The 20,137-nt window shown below is 30.3% G+C and carries 17 protein-coding genes and 2 pseudogenes; 9 read left to right on the forward strand and 10 right to left on the reverse strand.

Annotated features, from left to right (window positions below; translation table 11 throughout):
• Positions 1-129: 129 nt before the first annotated feature.
• Together flgG and EL235_RS05060 are read right to left on the reverse strand one after the other, a co-directional pair.
• Positions 130-924 carry a flagellar basal-body rod protein FlgG gene (gene flgG, locus EL235_RS05055; protein WP_039628507.1) on the reverse strand — a complete coding sequence of 265 codons (795 nt, stop codon included), beginning with the start codon at positions 922-924 and terminating at the stop codon, positions 130-132.
• 17 nt (positions 925-941) lie between these two features.
• Positions 942-1,754, reverse strand: coding sequence for a flagellar hook-basal body protein (locus EL235_RS05060; protein ID WP_126340935.1), 813 nt, complete (start codon positions 1,752-1,754; stop codon positions 942-944).
• Positions 1,755-1,888: 134 nt separating this feature from the next.
• On the opposite strand from EL235_RS05060, the gene rpoD reads away from it, so the two are divergent.
• Positions 1,889-3,766: an RNA polymerase sigma factor RpoD gene (rpoD, locus tag EL235_RS05065; RefSeq protein ID WP_126340936.1), complete on the forward strand. Its 1,878-nt coding sequence runs from the start codon at positions 1,889-1,891 to the stop codon at positions 3,764-3,766.
• A gap of 21 nt (positions 3,767-3,787) precedes the next feature.
• Here rpoD and EL235_RS05070 read toward each other — a convergent pair whose 3' ends face one another.
• Positions 3,788-5,881, reverse strand: a complete 2,094-nt coding sequence (locus EL235_RS05070) for an RNA degradosome polyphosphate kinase (protein ID WP_126340937.1) — start codon at positions 5,879-5,881, stop codon at positions 3,788-3,790.
• Positions 5,882-6,107: 226 nt separating this feature from the next.
• On the opposite strand from EL235_RS05070, the gene nrfH reads away from it, so the two are divergent.
• Positions 6,108-6,602 carry a cytochrome c nitrite reductase small subunit gene (nrfH, locus tag EL235_RS05075; protein WP_039618639.1) on the forward strand — a complete coding sequence of 165 codons (495 nt, stop codon included), beginning with the start codon at positions 6,108-6,110 and terminating at the stop codon, positions 6,600-6,602.
• A 16-nt stretch (positions 6,603-6,618) separates the two neighbouring features.
• Positions 6,619-8,436: an ammonia-forming cytochrome c nitrite reductase subunit c552 gene (locus tag EL235_RS05080; protein WP_126340938.1), complete on the forward strand. Its 1,818-nt coding sequence runs from the start codon at positions 6,619-6,621 to the stop codon at positions 8,434-8,436.
• Between the two features lie 27 nt (positions 8,437-8,463).
• Here the strand turns inward: EL235_RS05080 and EL235_RS05085 are convergent.
• From EL235_RS05085 to rpe, 3 genes and pseudogenes are all read right to left on the reverse strand, one after another.
• Positions 8,464-9,662: pseudogene (locus EL235_RS05085) on the reverse strand (phosphomethylpyrimidine synthase ThiC).
• 234 nt (positions 9,663-9,896) lie between these two features.
• A complete protein-coding gene (locus tag EL235_RS05090) occupies positions 9,897-10,661 on the reverse strand; it encodes a 3'-5' exonuclease (protein ID WP_126340939.1) in 765 nt (254 codons plus the stop codon).
• A complete protein-coding gene (gene rpe, locus EL235_RS05095; protein ID WP_126340940.1) occupies positions 10,658-11,305 on the reverse strand; it encodes a ribulose-phosphate 3-epimerase in 648 nt (215 codons plus the stop codon). The genes EL235_RS05090 and rpe overlap by 4 nt, the downstream gene beginning before the upstream one ends.
• Before the next feature lie 142 nt (positions 11,306-11,447).
• Here rpe and rpmB point away from each other — a divergent pair, with 142 nt between their 5' ends.
• From rpmB to EL235_RS08095, 5 genes and pseudogenes are all read left to right on the forward strand, one after another.
• Complete coding sequence (gene rpmB, locus EL235_RS05100; protein ID WP_012661734.1) at positions 11,448-11,642, forward strand: 50S ribosomal protein L28; 195 nt, start codon at positions 11,448-11,450, stop codon at positions 11,640-11,642.
• A 26-nt stretch (positions 11,643-11,668) separates the two neighbouring features.
• Positions 11,669-12,796, forward strand: coding sequence for a potassium channel family protein (locus tag EL235_RS05105; protein WP_039626525.1), 1,128 nt, complete (start codon positions 11,669-11,671; stop codon positions 12,794-12,796).
• A 50-nt stretch (positions 12,797-12,846) separates the two neighbouring features.
• Positions 12,847-13,062, forward strand: coding sequence for an HP1242/YdcH family protein (locus EL235_RS05110; protein ID WP_039626528.1), 216 nt, complete (start codon positions 12,847-12,849; stop codon positions 13,060-13,062).
• Positions 13,063-13,482: 420 nt separating this feature from the next.
• Positions 13,483-13,764: pseudogene (locus EL235_RS08090) on the forward strand (methyl-accepting chemotaxis protein); the annotation flags it as partial.
• Positions 13,765-13,782: 18 nt separating this feature from the next.
• The gene (locus tag EL235_RS08095; RefSeq protein ID WP_373274434.1) at positions 13,783-14,214 is read left to right on the forward strand and encodes a CZB domain-containing protein; all 432 of its coding nucleotides are present in this window, start codon (positions 13,783-13,785) and stop codon (positions 14,212-14,214) included.
• 16 nt (positions 14,215-14,230) lie between these two features.
• Here the strand turns inward: EL235_RS08095 and EL235_RS05120 are convergent, their stop codons facing one another.
• The 3 genes from EL235_RS05120 to groES form a co-directional block, all read right to left on the reverse strand.
• Positions 14,231-14,800, reverse strand: coding sequence for an NUDIX hydrolase (locus EL235_RS05120; RefSeq protein WP_126340942.1), 570 nt, complete (start codon positions 14,798-14,800; stop codon positions 14,231-14,233).
• Positions 14,801-14,927: 127 nt separating this feature from the next.
• Positions 14,928-16,565: a chaperonin GroEL gene (groL, locus tag EL235_RS05125; protein ID WP_126340943.1), complete on the reverse strand. Its 1,638-nt coding sequence runs from the start codon at positions 16,563-16,565 to the stop codon at positions 14,928-14,930.
• Positions 16,566-16,578: 13 nt separating this feature from the next.
• A complete protein-coding gene (gene groES, locus EL235_RS05130; protein WP_039626536.1) occupies positions 16,579-16,839 on the reverse strand; it encodes a co-chaperone GroES in 261 nt (86 codons plus the stop codon).
• A gap of 162 nt (positions 16,840-17,001) precedes the next feature.
• Between groES and EL235_RS05135 the strand changes: the two genes are divergently transcribed.
• Positions 17,002-19,545, forward strand: a complete 2,544-nt coding sequence (locus tag EL235_RS05135) for a translocation/assembly module TamB domain-containing protein (RefSeq protein WP_126340944.1) — start codon at positions 17,002-17,004, stop codon at positions 19,543-19,545.
• Positions 19,546-19,575: 30 nt separating this feature from the next.
• On the opposite strand, the gene hpf is transcribed toward EL235_RS05135, so the two are convergent.
• Positions 19,576-20,094, reverse strand: a complete 519-nt coding sequence (gene hpf / locus EL235_RS05140) for a ribosome hibernation-promoting factor, HPF/YfiA family (protein ID WP_039626540.1) — start codon at positions 20,092-20,094, stop codon at positions 19,576-19,578.
• Positions 20,095-20,137 lie beyond the last annotated feature (43 nt).

Here is a 20,137-nt window from a genome sequence, read left to right on the forward strand (position 1 = left end):
CATAAATATAATATTACTATGATTAGTTTAAATCTAAATTATAATAAAGAATATTTTATAAGTATTTATAAATAGGAGTTTTTTAGTATTTTTTAATATTTGTTTGCATATTAAAAACGCTAGTTAATTCTAGCGTTTTAATTGATTTACAATTCCAAGCATATCATCACTTGTAGTAATAGCTTTTGAGCCTGCTTCATAAGCTCTTTGTCCTGTAATAAGATCAGTCATTTCTTCTACAAGTTGTACGTTACTAAGCTCTACAAACCCATGTTTGATAACAGAAAATCCATTCTCGCCTGCTATACCTGCAATTGGTGCGCCACTTGCATCAGTTTCTACTAAAAGATTATCTCCTAAAGCATGCAAGCCTGCTGGGTTAATAAAATTTACAAGTTCAATTTGACCTATTTGGGTTTCAGCTGTATTTCCTGGCTGCATTACTGAAACCGTTCCATCACTTGCTACGTTAATAGCTGTAGCATCCTCAGGTATAGTCATTTCCGGCAAAAGTCTATAGCCATCTGAATTTACAATATTTCCTTCAGCATCTTTGGTAAATTGACCATTTCTAGTATAAGCTATAGTTCCATCAGGCATTTGAATTTGGAAAAAGCCATTATTACCAGCAATTGCCATATCAAGACCTGAAGTTGAAGTTTGTTTTAAACTACCTTCGCTAAAAATTTTACTCACAGCTGTCACTCTTGAACCAAGACCCACTTCTATACCACTTGGGTGTTTTGTGGTGCTTGAGGTTGAAGTACCTGCATATTTCATCGTTTGATACATCAAATCTGCAAATTCTGCACGCGATTTTTTATAACCTACTGTATTAACATTTGAAATATTATTTGAAGTTACATCAATTTGTGTTTGTTGCGATATCATCCCTGATGCTGCTGTGTATAATGATCTTAACATTTTATCTATCCTTAGTTTTATTTAGTACTTGCTAATTTATTAATAGCTTCTTGATTTAAATCATCCATATGAGATGTCATAACTTTTTGATACATCTCAACCATCCTATTTGCTTCTATTAATCCTACCATTTCTGTAACTGGATTAACATTTGATCCTTGAGTAAAACCCTGCTTTATGGCATTTGAATTTGGCAAATCTCTAATTTTGCTTAAAGTATCAATTTTGTACATATTATCACCATCTTTTTGCAAATCTCTTAAATCGTCAACTTGTGCAACGAATAATCTTGCTATATCTTGATTAGACGCACTAATGATTCCATTTTTATCTACATTAATAAAAGAAGTAGAATCTCCTATGCGTATGCCATCATTTTCAGGATTATTAAAATAATCACTGCTTAAGACTCTATATCCTTGACGATTTACCAAATATCCCTCATCATCAAGCTGGAAATTTCCATCTTGGCTTAATCTTACTTCGCCATTATTTGTTTTAATTAAATAAAAAGTATCTTCACGAGTAAGAGCTAAATCCAAAGGATTATGCGTCATTTTCATAGAACCTACGCTAAAATTTGTATAGACGTGATTAACTTGTGGAACTCTATCTATAGTTGTATTTACAAATCTTGCAGCATCTCTTGTGTGATTTTGTATAGGTAACTCATCTTGAGTTTCTTTAAAAATCCTTTTAAAATCTGCAATAACAACATTATCTCTTTTATAGCCACTTGTATTTACATTTGCTAGGTTATTAGTTACAACATCTAAGCGATTAAACTGCGTAACCATAGCACCAGTGGCTTGATAATACCCATTTTGCATTGTTTTTCCTAACTAAAATCTTAATTTTTAACTAACAAAGCAAAAGTTGTTCCAAAATGTTTTTATTTGTTTTTAATTAATCTTTAGGCATAATATTTAGTTTTACACTCATTACTTAAATACAAGGGGTATCCATGGCTAATGAAACCAATGTTTTAGAAGAACTTTTCAAAGAAAATTCTAAAGATTATATCACATATGAAAAACTTGTCAAGTATTTTGCAAAGCTTCCAAATACAACAAGCGCAAAAAAAATCCGTGATTTAATGGATAAATACAAAGTAGAATTAATTTCTTCAGCAGAAATTGCCAAAAAAAGAAATTTAGAAGAAGCAAAAAAACTACAAGAAGAAAAACAAAAATTACAAGATACAAGTTTAGAAAATGAATTTGATTTAGCCAATGAAAATGATTTATTAGAATGGAGTAGATCAGACTCGCCTGTGAGAATGTATTTAAGAGAAATGGGGCAAATTGCTCTTTTAAACAAAGATGAAGAAGTTGAAATTTCTAAAAAAATTGAGCTAGGCGAAGATATTATCATTGATGCTTTTTGTTCTGTGCCTTATTTGATTGACTTTATACTTGATTACAAAGAACCTTTGATTAATAGAGAAAGAAGAGTAAAAGAGCTTTTTAAAAGCTTTGAAGATGATGATAAAAGCGATGATGATAAAAGCGATGATGAAATAGACTCTGAAGAGGAAAATGAAAATGAGGAAAATGAAAACTCAAGCGAAAAAAAACCTAAAAAAACAAGCAAAAAAGAAGATGAAAGAACCTTGAAAGTTATAGAAAGTTTTAAAGCCTTAGAAAAAGCAAAAAAAGAATGGTTAAAAACCATATCTACTATTAATGCAGAAAAAAATGATGATGAATTATTAGATAAACTCATAATTGCTTTTAAGAAAAATATACTAAAAGAAAAACTAATGGATTTGGGTCCAACCTCAAAACTCATCTCTGAAATCGTAAAATCCATGGAAACATCTTTAAAAAGCGATGAGGAATTTGACAAAGAATTAAAACGCTTAGAATATCGTTTGCCAATGTTTTCAGAAGAACTAAAACAAAGACACCAAGATATCTTAAAAGATATTACTAAACTTAGCAAAGAAGAAATTGCTGAACGCGCATTAGAAACTACAATGGTAAGCACTTATATGGAAATAAAAAAACTCATTCAAACTAAAGAGGCCAGCCAAAATTCTTTTGATTTAGAAAAAGATCAACTAAAAGAAATTCTAGAGCAAATCAAACGTGGTAAAAAAATATCTGATGAAGCTAAAACCAGAATGGCAAAATCAAATTTACGCTTGGTTGTAAGCATTGCTAAAAGATATACTAACCGCGGATTACCGTTTTTAGATTTGATCCAAGAGGGCAATATAGGCTTAATGAAAGCGGTAGATAAATTTGAATACAAACGCGGTTATAAGTTTTCAACCTATGCAACTTGGTGGATTAGGCAAGCCATTTCAAGAGCAATTGCTGATCAAGCAAGAACGATTAGAATTCCTATTCATATGATAGAAACTATTAATCAAATCAATAAAATCATTCGCGAATATTTACAAAAAGAAGGCAAAGAGCCTGATGTAAGCATTATTGCCAAAGAAGTAGGACTTAGCGTAGATAAAGTAAAGCAAGTGATTAAAATCACTAAAGAACCAATTTCTCTAGAAGCACCTATTAGCAATGAAGATGATGGTAAATTTGGAGACTTTGTAGAAGATAGAACTTCAATTTCTCCTATGGATCATATCTTAAAAGATGATTTAAAAGAACAAATTGATGAAGTATTAGACCAGCTTAATGATAGAGAAAAAGCTGTTATTAGAATGCGTTTTGGTTTAATGGATGATGAAAGCGATAGAACCTTAGAAGAAATCGGCAAAGAATTAAATGTTACAAGAGAAAGAGTAAGACAAATAGAAAGCTCAGCAATCAAAAAACTTAAACATCCAAAAGTTGGTAGAAAACTTAAAAATTACATAGAAGGTTGGAAATAATCCTTGCTAAAAAAGCAAGGATTAGCTATCTCTAAAAAGTTTCGTTGCTAAATGCGCTGCTCTACTATGATCAGTATCTTTTTTCAAGGTATTGAAAATTCTACTAATATATTCTTCTAAGATTTGCTGAGAATTATTAATTTTTTCTGCTTCATTTAAAGCAACCTTGCGATATCTTCCTTCGCTATCTAACTCATAAGCCAAATCATTATCGCTTAATTGTAATTTTAAAATTTGAGCTAACTTTGCACGTGAATGCTCATCAAAAATAGGAGTCATTAATTCTAATCTTCTTTCTAAATTTCTTGGCATCCAATCAGCGCTTGAAATAAAATAATTTGGTTCAGTGTGTTTAAAATATAAAATTCTAGCATGCTCTAAATATTTTCCTACTATGCTTCTAACTTTTATATTTTCACTATACCCTTTTACACCAGGCCTTAAACAACAAATTCCACGCACAATAAGATCTATTTTAACACCTTTATTTGAAGCCTCATATAAAGCTTTAATCACATCACCATCTACCAAAGCATTCATTTTAGCTATGATTACCCCTTCTTTTCCATGACTTGCTTCAGTAGCTATCATATCTAAAATTCGTTCTTTGATTTGCTTTGGGCTCATTGATAAAGTTTTTAAACGGCGACTTTTACTATATCCTGAAAGTATATGAAAAAAAGTTGTGGTATCTTGAGAGTATTCTTCTTTAGAAGTAAAATAACTCGCATCAGTATATATTTTAGCCGAACTTGCATTATAATTACCCGTACTTAAATGATTGTAAATTTTTAATTTTTCCCCTTCTTTTCTAATCACTTGAGCTACTTTTGCATGCACTTTAAAACCTGTAATGCCATATATTACATGAGCTCCTGCATTTTCTAATGATTTTGCCCAGTGTAAGTTATTTTCTTCATCAAAACGTGCTTTTAACTCTACCATTACAGTCACTTGCTTACCATCACTGGCTGCGTCAATTAAAGCTTGAACTATGTTTGAATTTTTTTCTACCCTATAAAGAGTCATTCTTATAGAAACAACCTTAGGATCCTTACTTGCTTCTTTGATAAATTGATACACAGGCTCAAAACTCTCATAAGGCTGTATAGCCAATATATCTTGTTTATCAATTGCGCTAAAAATAGACACATTATCTCCAAAAGGCGGTAAAATCTTTGGTGTATATACAGGGTTTAGTAAGTGTGTAAATTCTTTATTAGAAATGATTTGCCACAATGATGGTAAATTTAAAAGTATACTGTATTCGTAAATGTCTTTATGAAAAATATTCATATGAGAGCTTAAAAATTCGATCAACTGCTCATCTGCGCCTTTTTCTATTTGTAAGCGTATAAAAGCACCTTTTCTACGAAGCTTTAAACCCTGCTCCAAAATCAACATAAAATCATCAGCCTCTTCTTCTTCTATTTCCATATCTGCGTTTCTAGTTACCCTAAAAGCAGCAGAAGATAAAAGCTTATAGCCAGGAAAAATATGCTCTGTATGATGACGTACTATGCTTTCTATAGGCACATAAATATTCGAACTTACTTGGTAAAATCTTGGTAAAACCCTAGGTATGCGTATCATACCAAATTTTAAAAGTTCAGGATGCATAGGATCACAAAGCTTTACCGCCAAAGAAAACGAAAGATTATTTAAATGCGGAAAAGGATGGGTTGCATCAACCGCAATAGGCACTATCACAGGAAAAATATTAGAAAAAAAATGCTCATTACATTGCTGCTTTAAGTCCTCATCAAGTTCTTCATAAGAGCGAATAAATAAATTTTCTTTTTCTAAATCTTGAGTTATTTTAGTAAAATACTGCTCTACTACATATTTTTCTTCGTGTAAATAATTTCTAATGGCTTTAAGTTGCGCAAGTGGGGTCATTTCATCATTACTTGCCGTGCTTATCCCTGCTACAAAAAGCTGTTTTAATCCAGCCACTCTTATCATATAAAACTCATCTAAATTTGTACAGTATATAGCAATAAATTTAAGTTTTTCGAGCAAAGGAAGATCTTTGGAACATTGATCTAAAACACGGGAGTTAAATGCAAGCCAAGAAAGTTCTCTATTAATATACATTGATGGTTGAATTTGCATAATACACCTACCTTATTTTCTAGTATTTAATATTTTAGTATTTCTTTTATTAAAATTTATTTTATTTTTATAATAGTAAATAAAATTATATAAAAAATAATACTTTTTTTCTCTTATTAAAAAAATAATAAATAATTAATAAACTTATATTTACTTTTTAGGTTTTATAGTGTAATATAATTGCACTTAAGTTCTTATAACTTAAACTTCATTCAAAGGAGAGACTTTGAAAAAAGCAAACTCAAAACTTTTTGCTGTTTTCCTCTTCTTACTTGTAATTTTAGCAGGCGTGGGAATGTATACTTTCCATAATGCTAAAGGCACTTCTTATTTTAGTGATGCTAGTGAAAGCTGCAATAATTGTCACATTATGAACGAGGTTTATAATGATTATTTAAAAGCTTCACACTCTAAAGAAGTTGATGGTAAACCAAGAGCAACTTGTAATGATTGTCATTTACCACATAGCTTTTTTGAAAAATGGATTGCTAAAGCTCAAAGTGGCTTAGGACATGCTTATGCATTTACTTTTAAACTTGATTCTTTGCCTACGCATTTGAGTGCAAATGCAAAAAGTAAAGAAATAGTCCAAAATAACTGCATAGAATGCCACAAAGAAATTGCGAGTAACACTATCAACCCTACTCTAGATCCACATAAAGATAATGCTTTAAGTTGTGTGTCTTGTCATCAAGGTGTTGGCCATAAGAGAGGATTTTAAATGAAAGGAGTATTTAATGAATAACAAAGGCATTTTATATAGTGCTATTAGTGCTACTATAGTAGCTATTGCGGGCGTATTGTGGTTAAATCAAGATATCACAGCCAAAACAAACGATTCAGTAGGTGGGATCATCTCTCAAGAAATTGTAAAACTTGGCGATGAAAACCCTACTTTTGATTATTGGGGAAAGAATTTTCCTGATTATTTAGATATGCACACAACAGTGGAAAAACAAGCACCTAATGCAACAGAATTTGGCGGGAATTTAGCTTATTCAAAACTAATTCGCTATCCACAATTAACTGTTCTTTGGGCTGGCTATCCATTCAGTATTGATGCCAATGAAGAAAGAGGTCACTTTTGGGTCCAAGTAGATCAAATGGATACAGCTAGAAACAATAAAGATTTCTTAAATGCACATGGTTTTGCAGGATTTGGTGGCCAACCAACAGCTTGTATGAATTGTCATAGCGGATGGACCCCTTGGCTTTTAAACAACACTGCAAAAGGTGATTGGGTAGCATTTAACTCTGCAAAATATTGGACTATGATTAAAACAGTTCCTGCAGTAAATGGAGCTAAAGAAAACTCGCCTGAGCACAGCGGACCTCATGGTGGAAAAAGAATGGGTGTAACATGTGCGGATTGCCACAACCCAACAGATATGAGTTTAAGACTTACAAGACCAGCTTTAATAAAAGCATTAATTTCAAGAGGTTATGAAGCAGATGAAAAACAAGGTGTTAAAGCTTCAAGAAGCGAAATGAGAACTTTAGTGTGCTCTCAATGTCACGTTGAATACTACTTCAAACCAACAGGTACCAAAGTAAAAACTATCGGAGAAAGCATAGCTAATGATACTTCTAAAAAATGGTGGAATGGTACTCAAAAAACTTATGATGAATTTGATTCTTGGAGAGATGGTAACAAACCAATTGAAATTGAAGTTGATGGTATAGAGCTAGCATTTCCTTGGAGTGAATGGAAAAAAGGTGAGCCATTTAGAATAGAAATGTTTGATGATTATTATGAGAAAAATAGAGAAAAATTCCCAAGCGATTGGGTTCATAAAATTACCAAAGCACCTATGCTAAAAATTCAACACCCTGAAAGCGAACTTTATAGTGGCGGGGTACATGCTGCAAATGGTGTAAGTTGTGCAGATTGCCATATGCCTTATATTAGAAAAGGTGCAAAGAAAGTTACTAACCACAACATCACTTCACCTTTAGTTGATATCAACTCAGCTTGCAAAACTTGCCATACTCAAAGCGAAGGCTATTTAGCTAAACAAGTAAAAGATATTCAAAATTCAGTAGCTCATGATTTAAGAACAGCTGAATATTCTTTAGTAAGCTTGATTAAAGATGTAGAAACCATTCGCGCAGAGCTTGGAAAAATGCCTAAATTCCAAACTAATGGCAAAGCAGATGATGCTAAAATTTCAGCTGAATTAAAAGAAGTATTAGAACTACATAGAAAATCTCAAGTAAGAGCAGATTTTGTGGGTGCTGAAAACTCAACAGGCTTCCACAATCCTAGAGAAGCTTCAAGAATGCTTTTACAATCAGTTGATATGTCAAGACAAGGACAAACTAAACTGGTAGAAATTGCAGCTAAAAATGGTATTAAAGATTTTAAAACTTCAAATTTAGGTTTTGAAGATATTCAAAAATTAAATCCAGGTGAAATTCATTATAAAGTAGATCTAAACGGCAACAAAGCAGGAGATCGTTACTATAAACATCAAGAGGTAAATGGTAATCCACCAGCAAAACTTCTTGAAGATGATAAAAATCTAAAACCTTATAATTATAAAGTGATAGATTAATCAAAATAAACCCTCATAATCGAGGGTTTATTCTTTTATCAAACTAATATTCTCACCTTTTAAAATTTTATTCATAGTATTCATAGCACATATTGAACAAGAATTAAGTTCTTTAGACTTTCTTTTATTAAACATTTTCTCATCCTTTTCTCTACCAATTACTAGTTTAAACATTTTTTCCCAATTAATATCTTCTTATCTAGCTTTACTCATTACATCATCTATTTTCTTTATTAGGAAGTTTAGCTATATCTCCTGCATGAGCTACCATTTTGTCACTACTATACCATCTCTTATATCTTCTAAATTTAAAAGTCTTAAATATTCAGCAGTGATTACATAGTAAAGCTTGTCAACACCAGCTGCTGCTACAACTACTCCACCAATTACCAAATTTATGTGTTCATATCTTATGTATATATCAGCAACCAAAGATCCTAAGATATAAAACGAAGTTCCTTTGCAAAATCTTTTTTCAAGTTACACATTAGCTTCTATTTCATTAATAACCACATGGCCATGTCATTCTATCATTACTTGCACATCTTGAACCTATGCTCTTTTAGTTAATAACGAAAGTTCTATAAGTTCAACAATTTGAGCACCATCACTTGTATCATGAGTGCAACCTGGTCTAGCGCATTACCCAAAGAAAGTGTTACATCAAATTCCTTACATGTAGCGAGTAAATCATAATATTTATAGAATGGATTTTCAGCATCACTCATTTACATCCAAGCATAAAGAACTAAGCCTCCTCTAACTATATTAGCAATTCTATCACACTCCTTAAAAACCCTAGCAGTGCAAGAATTATCCTTGCATGAATTGTCATAAAATCCACTCCGCTTTTAGCATGATGATATACTACTTCTAAAAAATATTTTGCCTTGATATCTTTTAAATCTTTTTTACACATCATAAATAGATACAGTGCCTATCATAGCTTTTAAAACAGCAATTAGCTCATCTCTTAAAAGACTAGTTATCATATCACTAAGATCCATAATAGCTTCTATATTAATTTTATAAGCTAATTATCTTTTTCATCTCTTCGCTATAATCTACACAATCATTTAAAACACCTAAATTGATGTTTTAAGTCCATAGTCAATACTGTTTGAATCTAGTACTTTATGATTGATATTTGCAGGAATAATAATTTTTTCATATACTATATTTTCTAGTAAAAAATCTTCACTTACTTGATTTTTTTATGTAAAAATTCACATTTGCTTTGTGAAAATTCCTTCTTTTACATAAGACATTTGAGTTTTCAATTGAATTTATCTTTAAAATAAATTTGGATAAACGAAGGATATGTGAGCAGTTGATAAATTATTCCAACGCCAGCATTATCTAGTTCTGGTGCGTTCTTAAGCTTTTAGCTTACTCTCAGCCTGTATCACAAGCTCCCATCATTTATGCAAATGTATATAGTGATAAATCTATAACAAAGCTTATTTTTTAGATTGATTTTTAGCTTGCTTGCTAAAATGTAACAACTCTTCAGTGGTTTTTATATAAAAAGGAATTTTTTTAAGGCAGTATTTTAAAATTTCACTTGCAGCTAAAGCATCACTTAAAGCCCTATGATGTTTACTTTCAATACATAAAAACTCTTTTAGAGCATCAAGGCCGTATTTAGGACTTTCAATGCATTTTTTAGCTAAATCAATTGTACATAATCTTCTATTTAAAAGCACTCCAAAATCATTTTCATACATAGCTTTAGATATAAAATGATAATCAAAACGTACATTGTGTGCCACAAAAATACTGTCTTTTAAAAACAACTTAAAATCACTTAACACAGTTTTTAAAGAAGGAGCATTTTCTACCATATCTAAACTAATCCCTGTTAATTCTGTAATATTTTCAGGTATACTTTCTACTTTTACAAAACTCTCAAATCTATCAATTTCTTTATAATTTTGAATTTTTACCGCACCTATTTCTAAAATTTGACCACTTTTTACTCCACCGGTACTTTCAATATCTACAACACAAAAAATCTCATCTTTTATTTTTGTATTTTTACTTTTTAAACACAAACAATTTTGTGCATTAAGCTCGACTCCTAGTCCTAAAAGCTCAAAAAGATATAAATCAAAATCATAGTGATTTAATTCTTCTATTTTTGCAAGCTCTTTTAAAACCCAAGGAAAAGGTTTATTTTCCTTGCCTAGCTTAATGATCAAATCATCAATTTGTTGTTGACTCAAAATTCAAGCTTTAAAGAATTAATTGCTATTTTTTTATCTTGCGAGGAAAAGATATAACTACCTGCGACTAAAATATCAGCTCCCGCTTCATCCAAATCAGGCGCATTTAAGCCATTTACCCCACCATCTACTTCTATAAAAACTTTTAGATTTTTTCTATCTATCATTTCTCTTAATTGGCGAATTTTATCATATACTAACGGTAGAAAATTCTGTCCACCAAAGCCTGGATTAACACTCATTAAAAGCACCATATCTACAAATTCTAAAATATATTCTATGCTTGAAACTGGGGTGTGTGGATTTAAAACAATAGCAGGATGAATGTCATTTTTTCTTATATACTCACATACCCTAATAGGATGATTTTCAACCTCTGCATGAAAGCTAATAAATTTTGGCTTTATCGGAATAAACAAGTCCACAAAGCTACTTACATTATGCACCATTAAATGCACGTCTAAAGGCACTGAAGTAACTTTAGAAATATTTTCAATCACACAAGGACCAAAAGTAAGATTTGGTACAAAATGTCCATCCATCACATCAATATGCAATAAATCAGCTCCTGCTTCACACACTTCTTTAATCTCATTTTCTAAATTTAAAAAATTTGCAGACAATAAACTTGGTGCTACATACATTTTATATCTCCAGTAAAAGTAAAAAACAATTTTATCATACTTATTATCAAATTTTCTTTATGTATTTTTGATAATATTTGATTTTTTTAAGCTTGTTTTAGATACAATGCTAAAAATTATTTTTATTTCATAAGGAAAATTTATGTCAAGAATTTGCCAAATTACAGGAAAAGGACCTATGGTAGGTAACAATGTTAGCCATGCTAACAATAAAACAAAAAGACGCTTTTTGCCAAATTTAAGAACAGTTCGTATCACTTTAGAAGATGGAACCACTAGAAAAGTTAGAGTAGCTGCCTCAACTTTAAGAACACTTAAAAAACAAAGCAGTAAATAACCCTTAAATATAAACGAGGAATTGTTATGTCTTTTTTGAAAAAGCTACAGAAATTCCTCAACTGGTCCCCTTCTCCAAAACCTTCGATTAATCTTAACGACGAGCTTTACGAGCAGCTTAAATTTTTAAGAATCCCTCTTATTGCTGTTGTAATGATGACATTAATTGGAGCTTTTGGTTATATGCTCACAAGCAATTACAACCTTAACGATGCTATTTATCAAGCTGGCATGACTTTTACCACTTTAGGTTATACTGAAGTCAACCCCATACCAACAGCAGGTAGAATTTTTACTGTTGTATATGTATTATTGACTTTTACAATATTTACTTTTTGCATGGGTTTGGTAATAGAAATAGTAAAAAAAGGTGTTTTGTCTAAGATTATCAAGGAAAGAAGAATGCTTCATAAAGTTGCAAGATTAAAAAATCATTTTGTAATATGCTATCATAATGATTTTACGATTGAATTAGCACAGCAATTTAGAGAAAATCACATTCCTTTTGTTGTAGTTGATGAAATTGAAAATTTCAGCGAAATAGCTGAAAAATACAACTATCCTTACTATATAGAAAGCGCGCCTCATACTAATACAGCTTTTTTAAAAGCCAATCTTTCTAGCGCAAAAGGTGTAATAACTCTCAGTGACAACATAGCGGATAATATAGCTATCATTGCTTCAGTAAGACTATTTGAAAAGGAATTACAAAGAATCAATCCTTATTTTATATTAGCTAGTTCAAGCAACGAAGATGAAACCGAAAAACTCAAAAAGCTTGGAGCTAACTCTATAGTTTCTGCTGCAAAATTAGTCGCGCAAAGACTTAGCGCTATGTCAGCAAGACCAGATATGGAAAATTTATTAGAAAATTATCTTTACAAAAAAAATAGCCCTATTGATTTAGAAGAAATAAAAATACCTGATGAATCATGGGTGAGATTTAAAAGATTAAAAGAAATTCACTTAAGAGATATGGCAAATGTGAGTATAGTAGGAATTATAGAAAATAAAAAATTCACTCCCATGCCAAGAGGCGATACTCTAATAAGCACTGGAGCAAAATTATTACTTGTTGGTACAGCTGATAGCATAAAAATAGCTAAAAAAATTATCAAAAATAAACAAAAACCTGATGAGTTAAAATATATTTAACATAATCTAAAGTATAATTTAATTAGGAAATTTTAAATTAGGAGATACAAATGTTACATGAATATAGAGATTTAATCACTGAGTTAAAGGGCAAAGACAAGCACTTTGATAAATTATTTGAAGAACATAATGAATTAGATCATAAAATTAAAGATGCAGAAGAAGGTAGAATTCACCTAGATAGCCTTGAAATAGCAAATTTGAAAAAAGAAAAATTAAAATTAAAAGATGAGTTAAATACTTACTTATCAAAATATAAAAAATAACTCTATACTTTAATTTTAAGGATAAACATGTTTGGAAAAAATAATAAAAACAATGAGCTTAAGAATTTACAAGATAGAATTCAATTCCTAGAAGAAGAAAATAAAAAACTTCTTTCAGAAAAACAAGAATTAATTAATAAGTATGAAAATCAACTTCAAAATAATTGCGGAAAAACTGATCTAGAAACACATCTTTTGGAAATGCTATTAGCTGGTGTTTTGAAAGGTATTGCAAATGTTCAAGGCGATATGCAAGAAAATGTAAATAAAGCAGAAATGATTTCTCAATACTCAGACTCATCATTGGAAGATATGCAAGAATTAAATTCCATAACTCACTCGATCATATCATCTCTTCAAAGCATTATCGAATCAGCCAATCGTTCTAGAGATACAGCTGGAAATTTACACCGTAGTGTTGATGAGATTACCAATGTTATCAACTTGATCAAAGATGTATCAGATCAAACCAATCTTTTAGCTTTAAATGCTGCAATTGAAGCTGCACGTGCAGGAGAGCATGGACGAGGTTTTGCTGTTGTTGCTGATGAAGTAAGAAAACTTGCTGAAAAAACTCAAAAAGCAACCTCGGAAGTTGAATTAAATATTAATTTATTAAAACAAAATGCTGATGAAATGTATGGACAAAGCGAGCAGGTAGAAAAAGTATCACTTGAATCTAATGAACATATTGTACAATTTTCAAGCAAATTCACACAATTGATTTCCAATGCAAATTCTACCAGCTCTCATGCCAAAAGCATTACATCAGAAATATTTATTTCATTAGCTAAATTAGATCATATTGCTTTTAAATTAAATGGATACAATGAAATTATTCATACTTCAGGTAAAACATTAGCAGATCATTTAAGCTGTAGACTTGCAAAATGGATAGCAGGTATAGGTAAAGAAAGATTTTCTAGTGGAAGAGCTTTTGGAAAATTAAATTTACCTCACCAAAAAGTACATGAAAACATCAACCAAGCTATCGCTTTAGCACATGAAGAAGATACAAATAACAATTTAGTTCAAAATCAAATTTTAGATAAATGTTCAAATGCTGAAAAAGCTTCAGATGATTTGTTCGAAATCTTTAAAGAAATGCTTAATGAAAAAGATCCAAACATTGAACACAAAGAAGAAAAATGAAAAATAAAAGGTAAGCTTAATTCTTACCTTTAAACCACAAATACGCATATTCAAGCAAAGGAGTCTTAATAGGATTTTCTTTTGAAAATTGCTCAAAATCTTTTCTTTTTATCCACACCGCTTGAATATCTTCTCCTTCAATTCCACCACCATAGCCAATTTTATCATCTTCACTAATTTCAGCATAGAATAAAAACTGCCTGCTAACACCTGAGCCAAGACCTGTATAAAACTCCCCTATTTTTTCTATATATTTAGGTGCATAACCTAGTTCCTCTATACATTCTTCTTTGGCTATTTCCTCCAAACTCAATTTTTTATCAACAAGTCCTGAGCAAAGTTCTATACTAAATCCTATTTCATCTAAATGCAAATTATTACGTTTATGATAATCCCACAAGGGGATTCTAAATTGTTTTACAAAAACAAAAGAATCTTTTTGAGTATGATATAAAAAAATAGAAACACTATCCAATGCTTCTATAAAATCCCAAGTATATTTTTTATTATCCTTGCCTATATAAGTATATCTTTTTGGTTTAATATATTTTGAGTTAGAAAATTGCTCTTCTTGTAAATTTTTCATATATAATCCTTATTATTTTTTACATCTATTATAACAAAAAACACAAGTAAGAAATTAAAATATAGAAAGAAGAGTTGCTCTTGAAGAAAAAAGCAACTCCAAAGGAAGTTAAAAATTTTAGATGGTATTACATCATACCACCCATGCCTCCCATACCGCCCATGCCACTCATATCAGGCATAGCAGGTTTGTCTTCTTTAATTTCACTAATTGTAGCTTCAGTTGTTAAAAGCATGCTAGCTACCGAAACTGCATTAAGTAAAGCCACTCTTTCTACTTTGACAGGATCGATAATACCACTTTCAAGCATATTTACATATTCACCTTTTGCAGCATCAAAACCAGTGTTTTCTTCTTTGCTATTTTCTACTGTATTCACAACTACACCAGCATCAAATCCAGCATTTTCAGCAATTTGTCTCAAAGGTGCTCTTAAAGCTCTTTCTACAATAGCTGCACCAATAGCTTCATCACCTTCTAAATTTAAGTTTATTTTTGATTTTGCTTTGATTAATGCAGCACCACCACCTATTACTATACCTTCTTCAACAGCAGCTTTTGTAGCACTTAATGCATCATCAACCCTATCTTTTTTCTCTTTCATTTCAGTTTCAGTGGCAGCACCAACTTTAATTACCGCTACACCACCACTTAATTTAGCAAGTCTTTCTTGCAATTTTTCTCTATCATAATCTGAACTTGTTTCAGCAATTTGAGCTTTGATTTGATTAATTCTTGCATTAATATTTGCCTTTTCGCCTGCACCGTTTACAATAGTTGTATTATCTTTGTCAATAATCACGCTTGAAGCTTGACCTAAATCTTGGATACTAGCACTCTCTAAAGTTCTTCCAAGTTCCTCAGAAATCACTTCACCACCTGTTAAAATAGCAATATCTTCAAGCATAGCTTTTCTTCTATCGCCAAAGCCAGGAGCTTTAACTGCTGAAATATTTAAAACACCTCTTAATTTATTTACAACTAAAGTTGCTAAAGCTTCGCCTTCAATATCTTCAGCTATAATTAAAAGTGGTTTTCCTGTTTTTTGAATTTGTTCTAAAATTGGTAATAAATCTTTTAAGTTAGCAATTTTTTTATCAAATAACAAAATAAATGGATTTTGTAATTCAGCTGTCATTTTTTCAGTATTTGTAATGAAATATGGGCTTAAATATCCTCTATCAAACTGCATACCTTCAACTACATTTAATTCATCATTGATTGATTTTGCTTCTTCAACAGTGATAACACCATCTTTTCCGACTTTTTCCATAGCATCAGCAATTAAATTTCCGATTTTCTCATCTGAATTTGCAGAAATTGTCGCAACTTGAGCAATTTCTTTTTTGTCTTTAACTTCACGAGAAAGTTTTTTAAGCTCAGCCACTATAGCTTCGCAAGCTTTATCCATACCTCTTTTAACTTCGATAGGATTAGCACCTGCTGTAATATTTCTTAAACCTTCTTTAAAAATAGCATGCGCTAAAACTGTTGCTGTTGTTGTTCCATCACCTGCTTGATCAGCTGTTTTACTAGCTACTTCTCTAACTAAAGAAGCACCCATATTTTCTAAAGAATCTTTTAATTCTACTTCTTTAGCCACACTCACACCATCTTTTGTGATAGCAGGAGCACCAAAACTTTTTTGGATCAATACATTACGACCACGTGGCCCCATAGTAACTTTTACTGCATCATTAAGTTTTTTAACGCCTTCATACAGTTTATTTCTTGCTTCATCTGAAAAAAATATTTCTTTTGCCATTTTTTATCCTTTTTTATTTAATAATCCCTAAAACATCTTCGACATTAAGAACTAAATACTCTTCATTATCAAGTTTAATTTCAGTCCCACCGTATTTTGCAAACATTACTTTATCATTTACTTTAATATCTTCTATTTCTTTGCTTACTGCAACAACTTCACCATTTAGTGGTTTTTCTTTAGCATTATCTGGTATAATAATCCCAGAAGCAGTAGTTTTCATTTCTTCTAAGCGTTTTACTAAAATACGCTTTCCTAGAGGTTGAAAATTCATTTTTTATCCTTTCTAAAATGTGCCATTTTTAGCACTCTTTGTTTTTGAGTGATAGAATTATACATTAAAGAAAGTTAATTGTCAATAAACTAAGTAAAATATATCATATAAGTTTAGTCTATTACACTAAATTTATATGATATATTATTATAAAGGTTTCTTATGAAAAAAATTCTTTACGTTCTTTTAGGTGTAGTATGCGTAGCATTGATAGCCATATATACATTATTATTTACAAGTATAGGCAATGCTTTTTTAAAGCCAAGAATCGAAACGATTATTGCTCAAAAAAGCGGTATGAATGTTAAATTTGAAAATTTTAAAATTAGTTTTTCACAACTTGACATTAAAGCAAATATTGATGATAAATTTTTTGCTAATATAGAAGGTGGTATATCACCTTTAAGACTAGGATTTGATTTAAATTATCTTTTAGGACTTAAACAAAATTATATTCAAAATCTTGGCTTAAAAAGCGATAAAGATTTTACATTCAAGGGTAATGTTGTAGGTAAAAGTAGTGATTTTTCAGTAAAAGGAAATGGATTTTTGTTTGATTCTAATCTTAGTTTAGATGCAAAAATCGTTGATTTTTCCCCTATAAATCTTGAATTTATTGGAAAAAATATAGATTTAGCTCAAATTTTAGATTTTGCTAATCTACCAAGATATGCTCAAGGAAAAATTAGTATTATAAGCGATATACAAGCTAAAGATTTAAAACCAAATGGTAATGCTTTGATTAATTTTTACACAAGTTCTATCAATAATACTCTCATTGAAAAAGATTTTAATCTAAGCTTGCCAAAACAAAGTTATATAAAAGGTGAGATAAGATCTTTAATCCAAAACAATGAAGTTATTTCTAAAAGTGAAATTTTAAGCAACTTCTTCAAACTTTATACACAAAAAAGTATTTATGATATAGCAAAACAAAGCTTAACTAGCGATTTTGATATCAAAATAGATGATTTTAATCAATTTTCATCTCTAGCCAAAATGAAACTCCAAGGTAAAAGTCAAATTCAAGGTAATTTACTTTTTGCAAGCAATCAATTGCAAAAATTAGATGCTAACTTACTTGGATTTGGTGGTAGCTTAAAAGCTGTTTTAGAAAATAATAATCTTAATATCAATACAACTAATATAGAAGTAGCAGAGCTTTTAAAGACTATCTCTATGCCTGCTTTTATTAATTCTAAATTAATTTTAGATTTAAAAGCACAAGGGCTTGATTTTAAAAATTTCAATCTAAATACTAGATTAAATAATGCAAATATAAATGTTATAGAATTTAAAAAACTAAGTAATCTCGATTTTCCAAAAACAACTTTTAATCTACGAGCTAAAGCAAATGCGAAAAATTCTTTGATTGATTATGAAGCTTTACTTGATTCAAACATAGCAAAAATACCTCAACTAAAAGGCTCTTATAATCTTACAAACAAAGATTTAAATGCACAAATTAGTGCTTTTGTAGATAATCTTAACAAATTAAAGCCTTTAACCAAACAAGATCTCAATGGGCCTTTAAATTTAGATGCCAAAGTTGATCTCAAGGCAAATCAAATTCAAAATCTTGATGCAAATATTAAAATCATGCAAGGGCTTATCAATGCAAAATCTAATGGAAAAAGTTTACAAGCAAAGGTTGATAATATAAAATTAGAACAACTTTTTCCTTTAATAGGACAAAAAGTTTTAGCTTATGGAGATATAAATGCTGACATTGATTTAAAAACACTTGATTTTAACAATATTAATGGTGATTTTAAAGCAATCATTAATTCTTCTTTTAATGAAATAGAATTATCTAAGCTTTTAGAGAAAAAATTTCCAAAGAATACTTCAGCAAAAATCAATCTTGATGGAAAAATTTCTAGATCAATCATTGATTTTAATGCTAAAGCTCTAAGTTCATTTGCAAATATTAATTCATTAAAAGGCAAATTTGATCTTAATCAAATGGCTCTAGCAAGCACTTATAATATTTCATTGCAAGATTTTTCTAAGCTAGGATTTTTAGTCGATAGAAACCTAAAAGGCAAGGCTGATTTTGAAGGAAAATTTGATTTTAAAAACGCTTTAATAGATGCAAGCATTAATAGCAAAAATATATTTAATGGCTCATTAGATGCCACTTTAAAAAATAATATTTTTAACGCTAAAATGCTAAATACCGATCTTTCAAATTTAGCTCAAAGCTTAGATTTGCCTGATTATTATCAAGCAAAATCAAATTTAAGTATCGATTATAATCTTTTAAAAGAAAGTGGCGCGGTGCTAATGAACTTAGCCGATGGACAGCTTAAGAAAAATCTCATTACAAGTGCTTTAATGCTGCTTTTACAAAAAGATATCACTCAAGATGTATATCGCAACGGTGAAGCTAAAATAAATATCAACAAAAATCTTATAGATTTAAATTTAAACCTAGTGGCTGATAGGAGCAATATAAACATCAGTAAAGGTAAAGTTGATACAAAAAGTACCAAACTAAACATTCCTTTTAATATCGTCATTGATAGAGCAAATTTCAAAGGAATTATAAAAGGAACAACACAAGATCCTAAAGTAAGTCTTGATACTAAAAGTGTTGTAAATTCTATTGTTAATACCATAGGTGGAAATGCTAGTGATGGCGCTAAAAATACGGGTAAAAAAGTAGATCAAGCAATAGATAAAATCTTTAACAAACTCTTCTAATACATCTAGCCTTAAAAAAGGCTAGATTTTTTAAAATAAACCAAATTTACCATCTTTTTTCTTATACAACACTCTCATTTTTGCATCTATGTCATTAAAAACTAAAAATACATCTTTACTTGCTTTTAGCTTTTCTAATGCTTCTTCAATTTCTAAAGGTTTATATAGTTCAAGTTCCATTGGAACTATCTCATCTTCCTCGATCACGCTTGGTAATACTAAATTTTCTTTTATCTCATCTTGATGTTTATGGGTAATATTTTTATCATGCAATCTTCTTAAAACCTTAGAAATTCTATCAATAGCCAAATCTATAGCAGCATATAAGTCTTTATCTTTTTGTTTTACAACCACTGTATTAATACCAGCTAGGTTAATGCTAAATTCAGCCCAAAATCCTTTCTTTCCATGCCTTTCATCAGCACTTATAACACAACGCGCAGAAATCACATCTAAGCCATATTTACTTAAAGCATCAAAGCTTTTTTCCACATACTCTTTTATAGACTCAGTTAGCTCAAATTGTTTTCCAACTATACTTGTATTCATTACTTCTCCTTTTTATGAAGTTAAATACATTATAACACTTTAA

This window comes from Campylobacter lari, assembly GCF_900638335.1.
Taxonomy (GTDB): Bacteria; Campylobacterota; Campylobacteria; order Campylobacterales; family Campylobacteraceae; genus Campylobacter_D; species Campylobacter_D lari_E.

Excerpts from the sequence above, each read along its gene's own strand:
- flgG (WP_039628507.1), bottom strand. The coding sequence starts at position 924 with ATGTTAAGATCATTATACACAGCAGCATCAGGGATGATATCGCAACAA.
- EL235_RS05060 (WP_126340935.1), bottom strand. The coding sequence starts at position 1,754 with ATGCAAAATGGGTATTATCAAGCCACTGGTGCTATGGTTACGCAGTTT.
- rpoD (WP_126340936.1), top strand. The coding sequence starts at position 1,889 with ATGGCTAATGAAACCAATGTTTTAGAAGAACTTTTCAAAGAAAATTCT.
- EL235_RS05070 (WP_126340937.1), bottom strand. The coding sequence starts at position 5,881 with ATGCAAATTCAACCATCAATGTATATTAATAGAGAACTTTCTTGGCTT.
- EL235_RS05080 (WP_126340938.1), top strand. The coding sequence starts at position 6,619 with ATGAATAACAAAGGCATTTTATATAGTGCTATTAGTGCTACTATAGTA.
- rpe (WP_126340940.1), bottom strand. The coding sequence starts at position 11,305 with ATGTATGTAGCACCAAGTTTATTGTCTGCAAATTTTTTAAATTTAGAA.
- rpmB (WP_012661734.1), top strand. The coding sequence starts at position 11,448 with ATGTCAAGAATTTGCCAAATTACAGGAAAAGGACCTATGGTAGGTAAC.
- EL235_RS05105 (WP_039626525.1), top strand. The coding sequence starts at position 11,669 with ATGTCTTTTTTGAAAAAGCTACAGAAATTCCTCAACTGGTCCCCTTCT.
- EL235_RS05110 (WP_039626528.1), top strand. The coding sequence starts at position 12,847 with ATGTTACATGAATATAGAGATTTAATCACTGAGTTAAAGGGCAAAGAC.
- EL235_RS05120 (WP_126340942.1), bottom strand. The coding sequence starts at position 14,800 with ATGAAAAATTTACAAGAAGAGCAATTTTCTAACTCAAAATATATTAAA.
- groL (WP_126340943.1), bottom strand. The coding sequence starts at position 16,565 with ATGGCAAAAGAAATATTTTTTTCAGATGAAGCAAGAAATAAACTGTAT.
- groES (WP_039626536.1), bottom strand. The coding sequence starts at position 16,839 with ATGAATTTTCAACCTCTAGGAAAGCGTATTTTAGTAAAACGCTTAGAA.
- EL235_RS05135 (WP_126340944.1), top strand. The coding sequence starts at position 17,002 with ATGAAAAAAATTCTTTACGTTCTTTTAGGTGTAGTATGCGTAGCATTG.
- hpf (WP_039626540.1), bottom strand. The coding sequence starts at position 20,094 with ATGAATACAAGTATAGTTGGAAAACAATTTGAGCTAACTGAGTCTATA.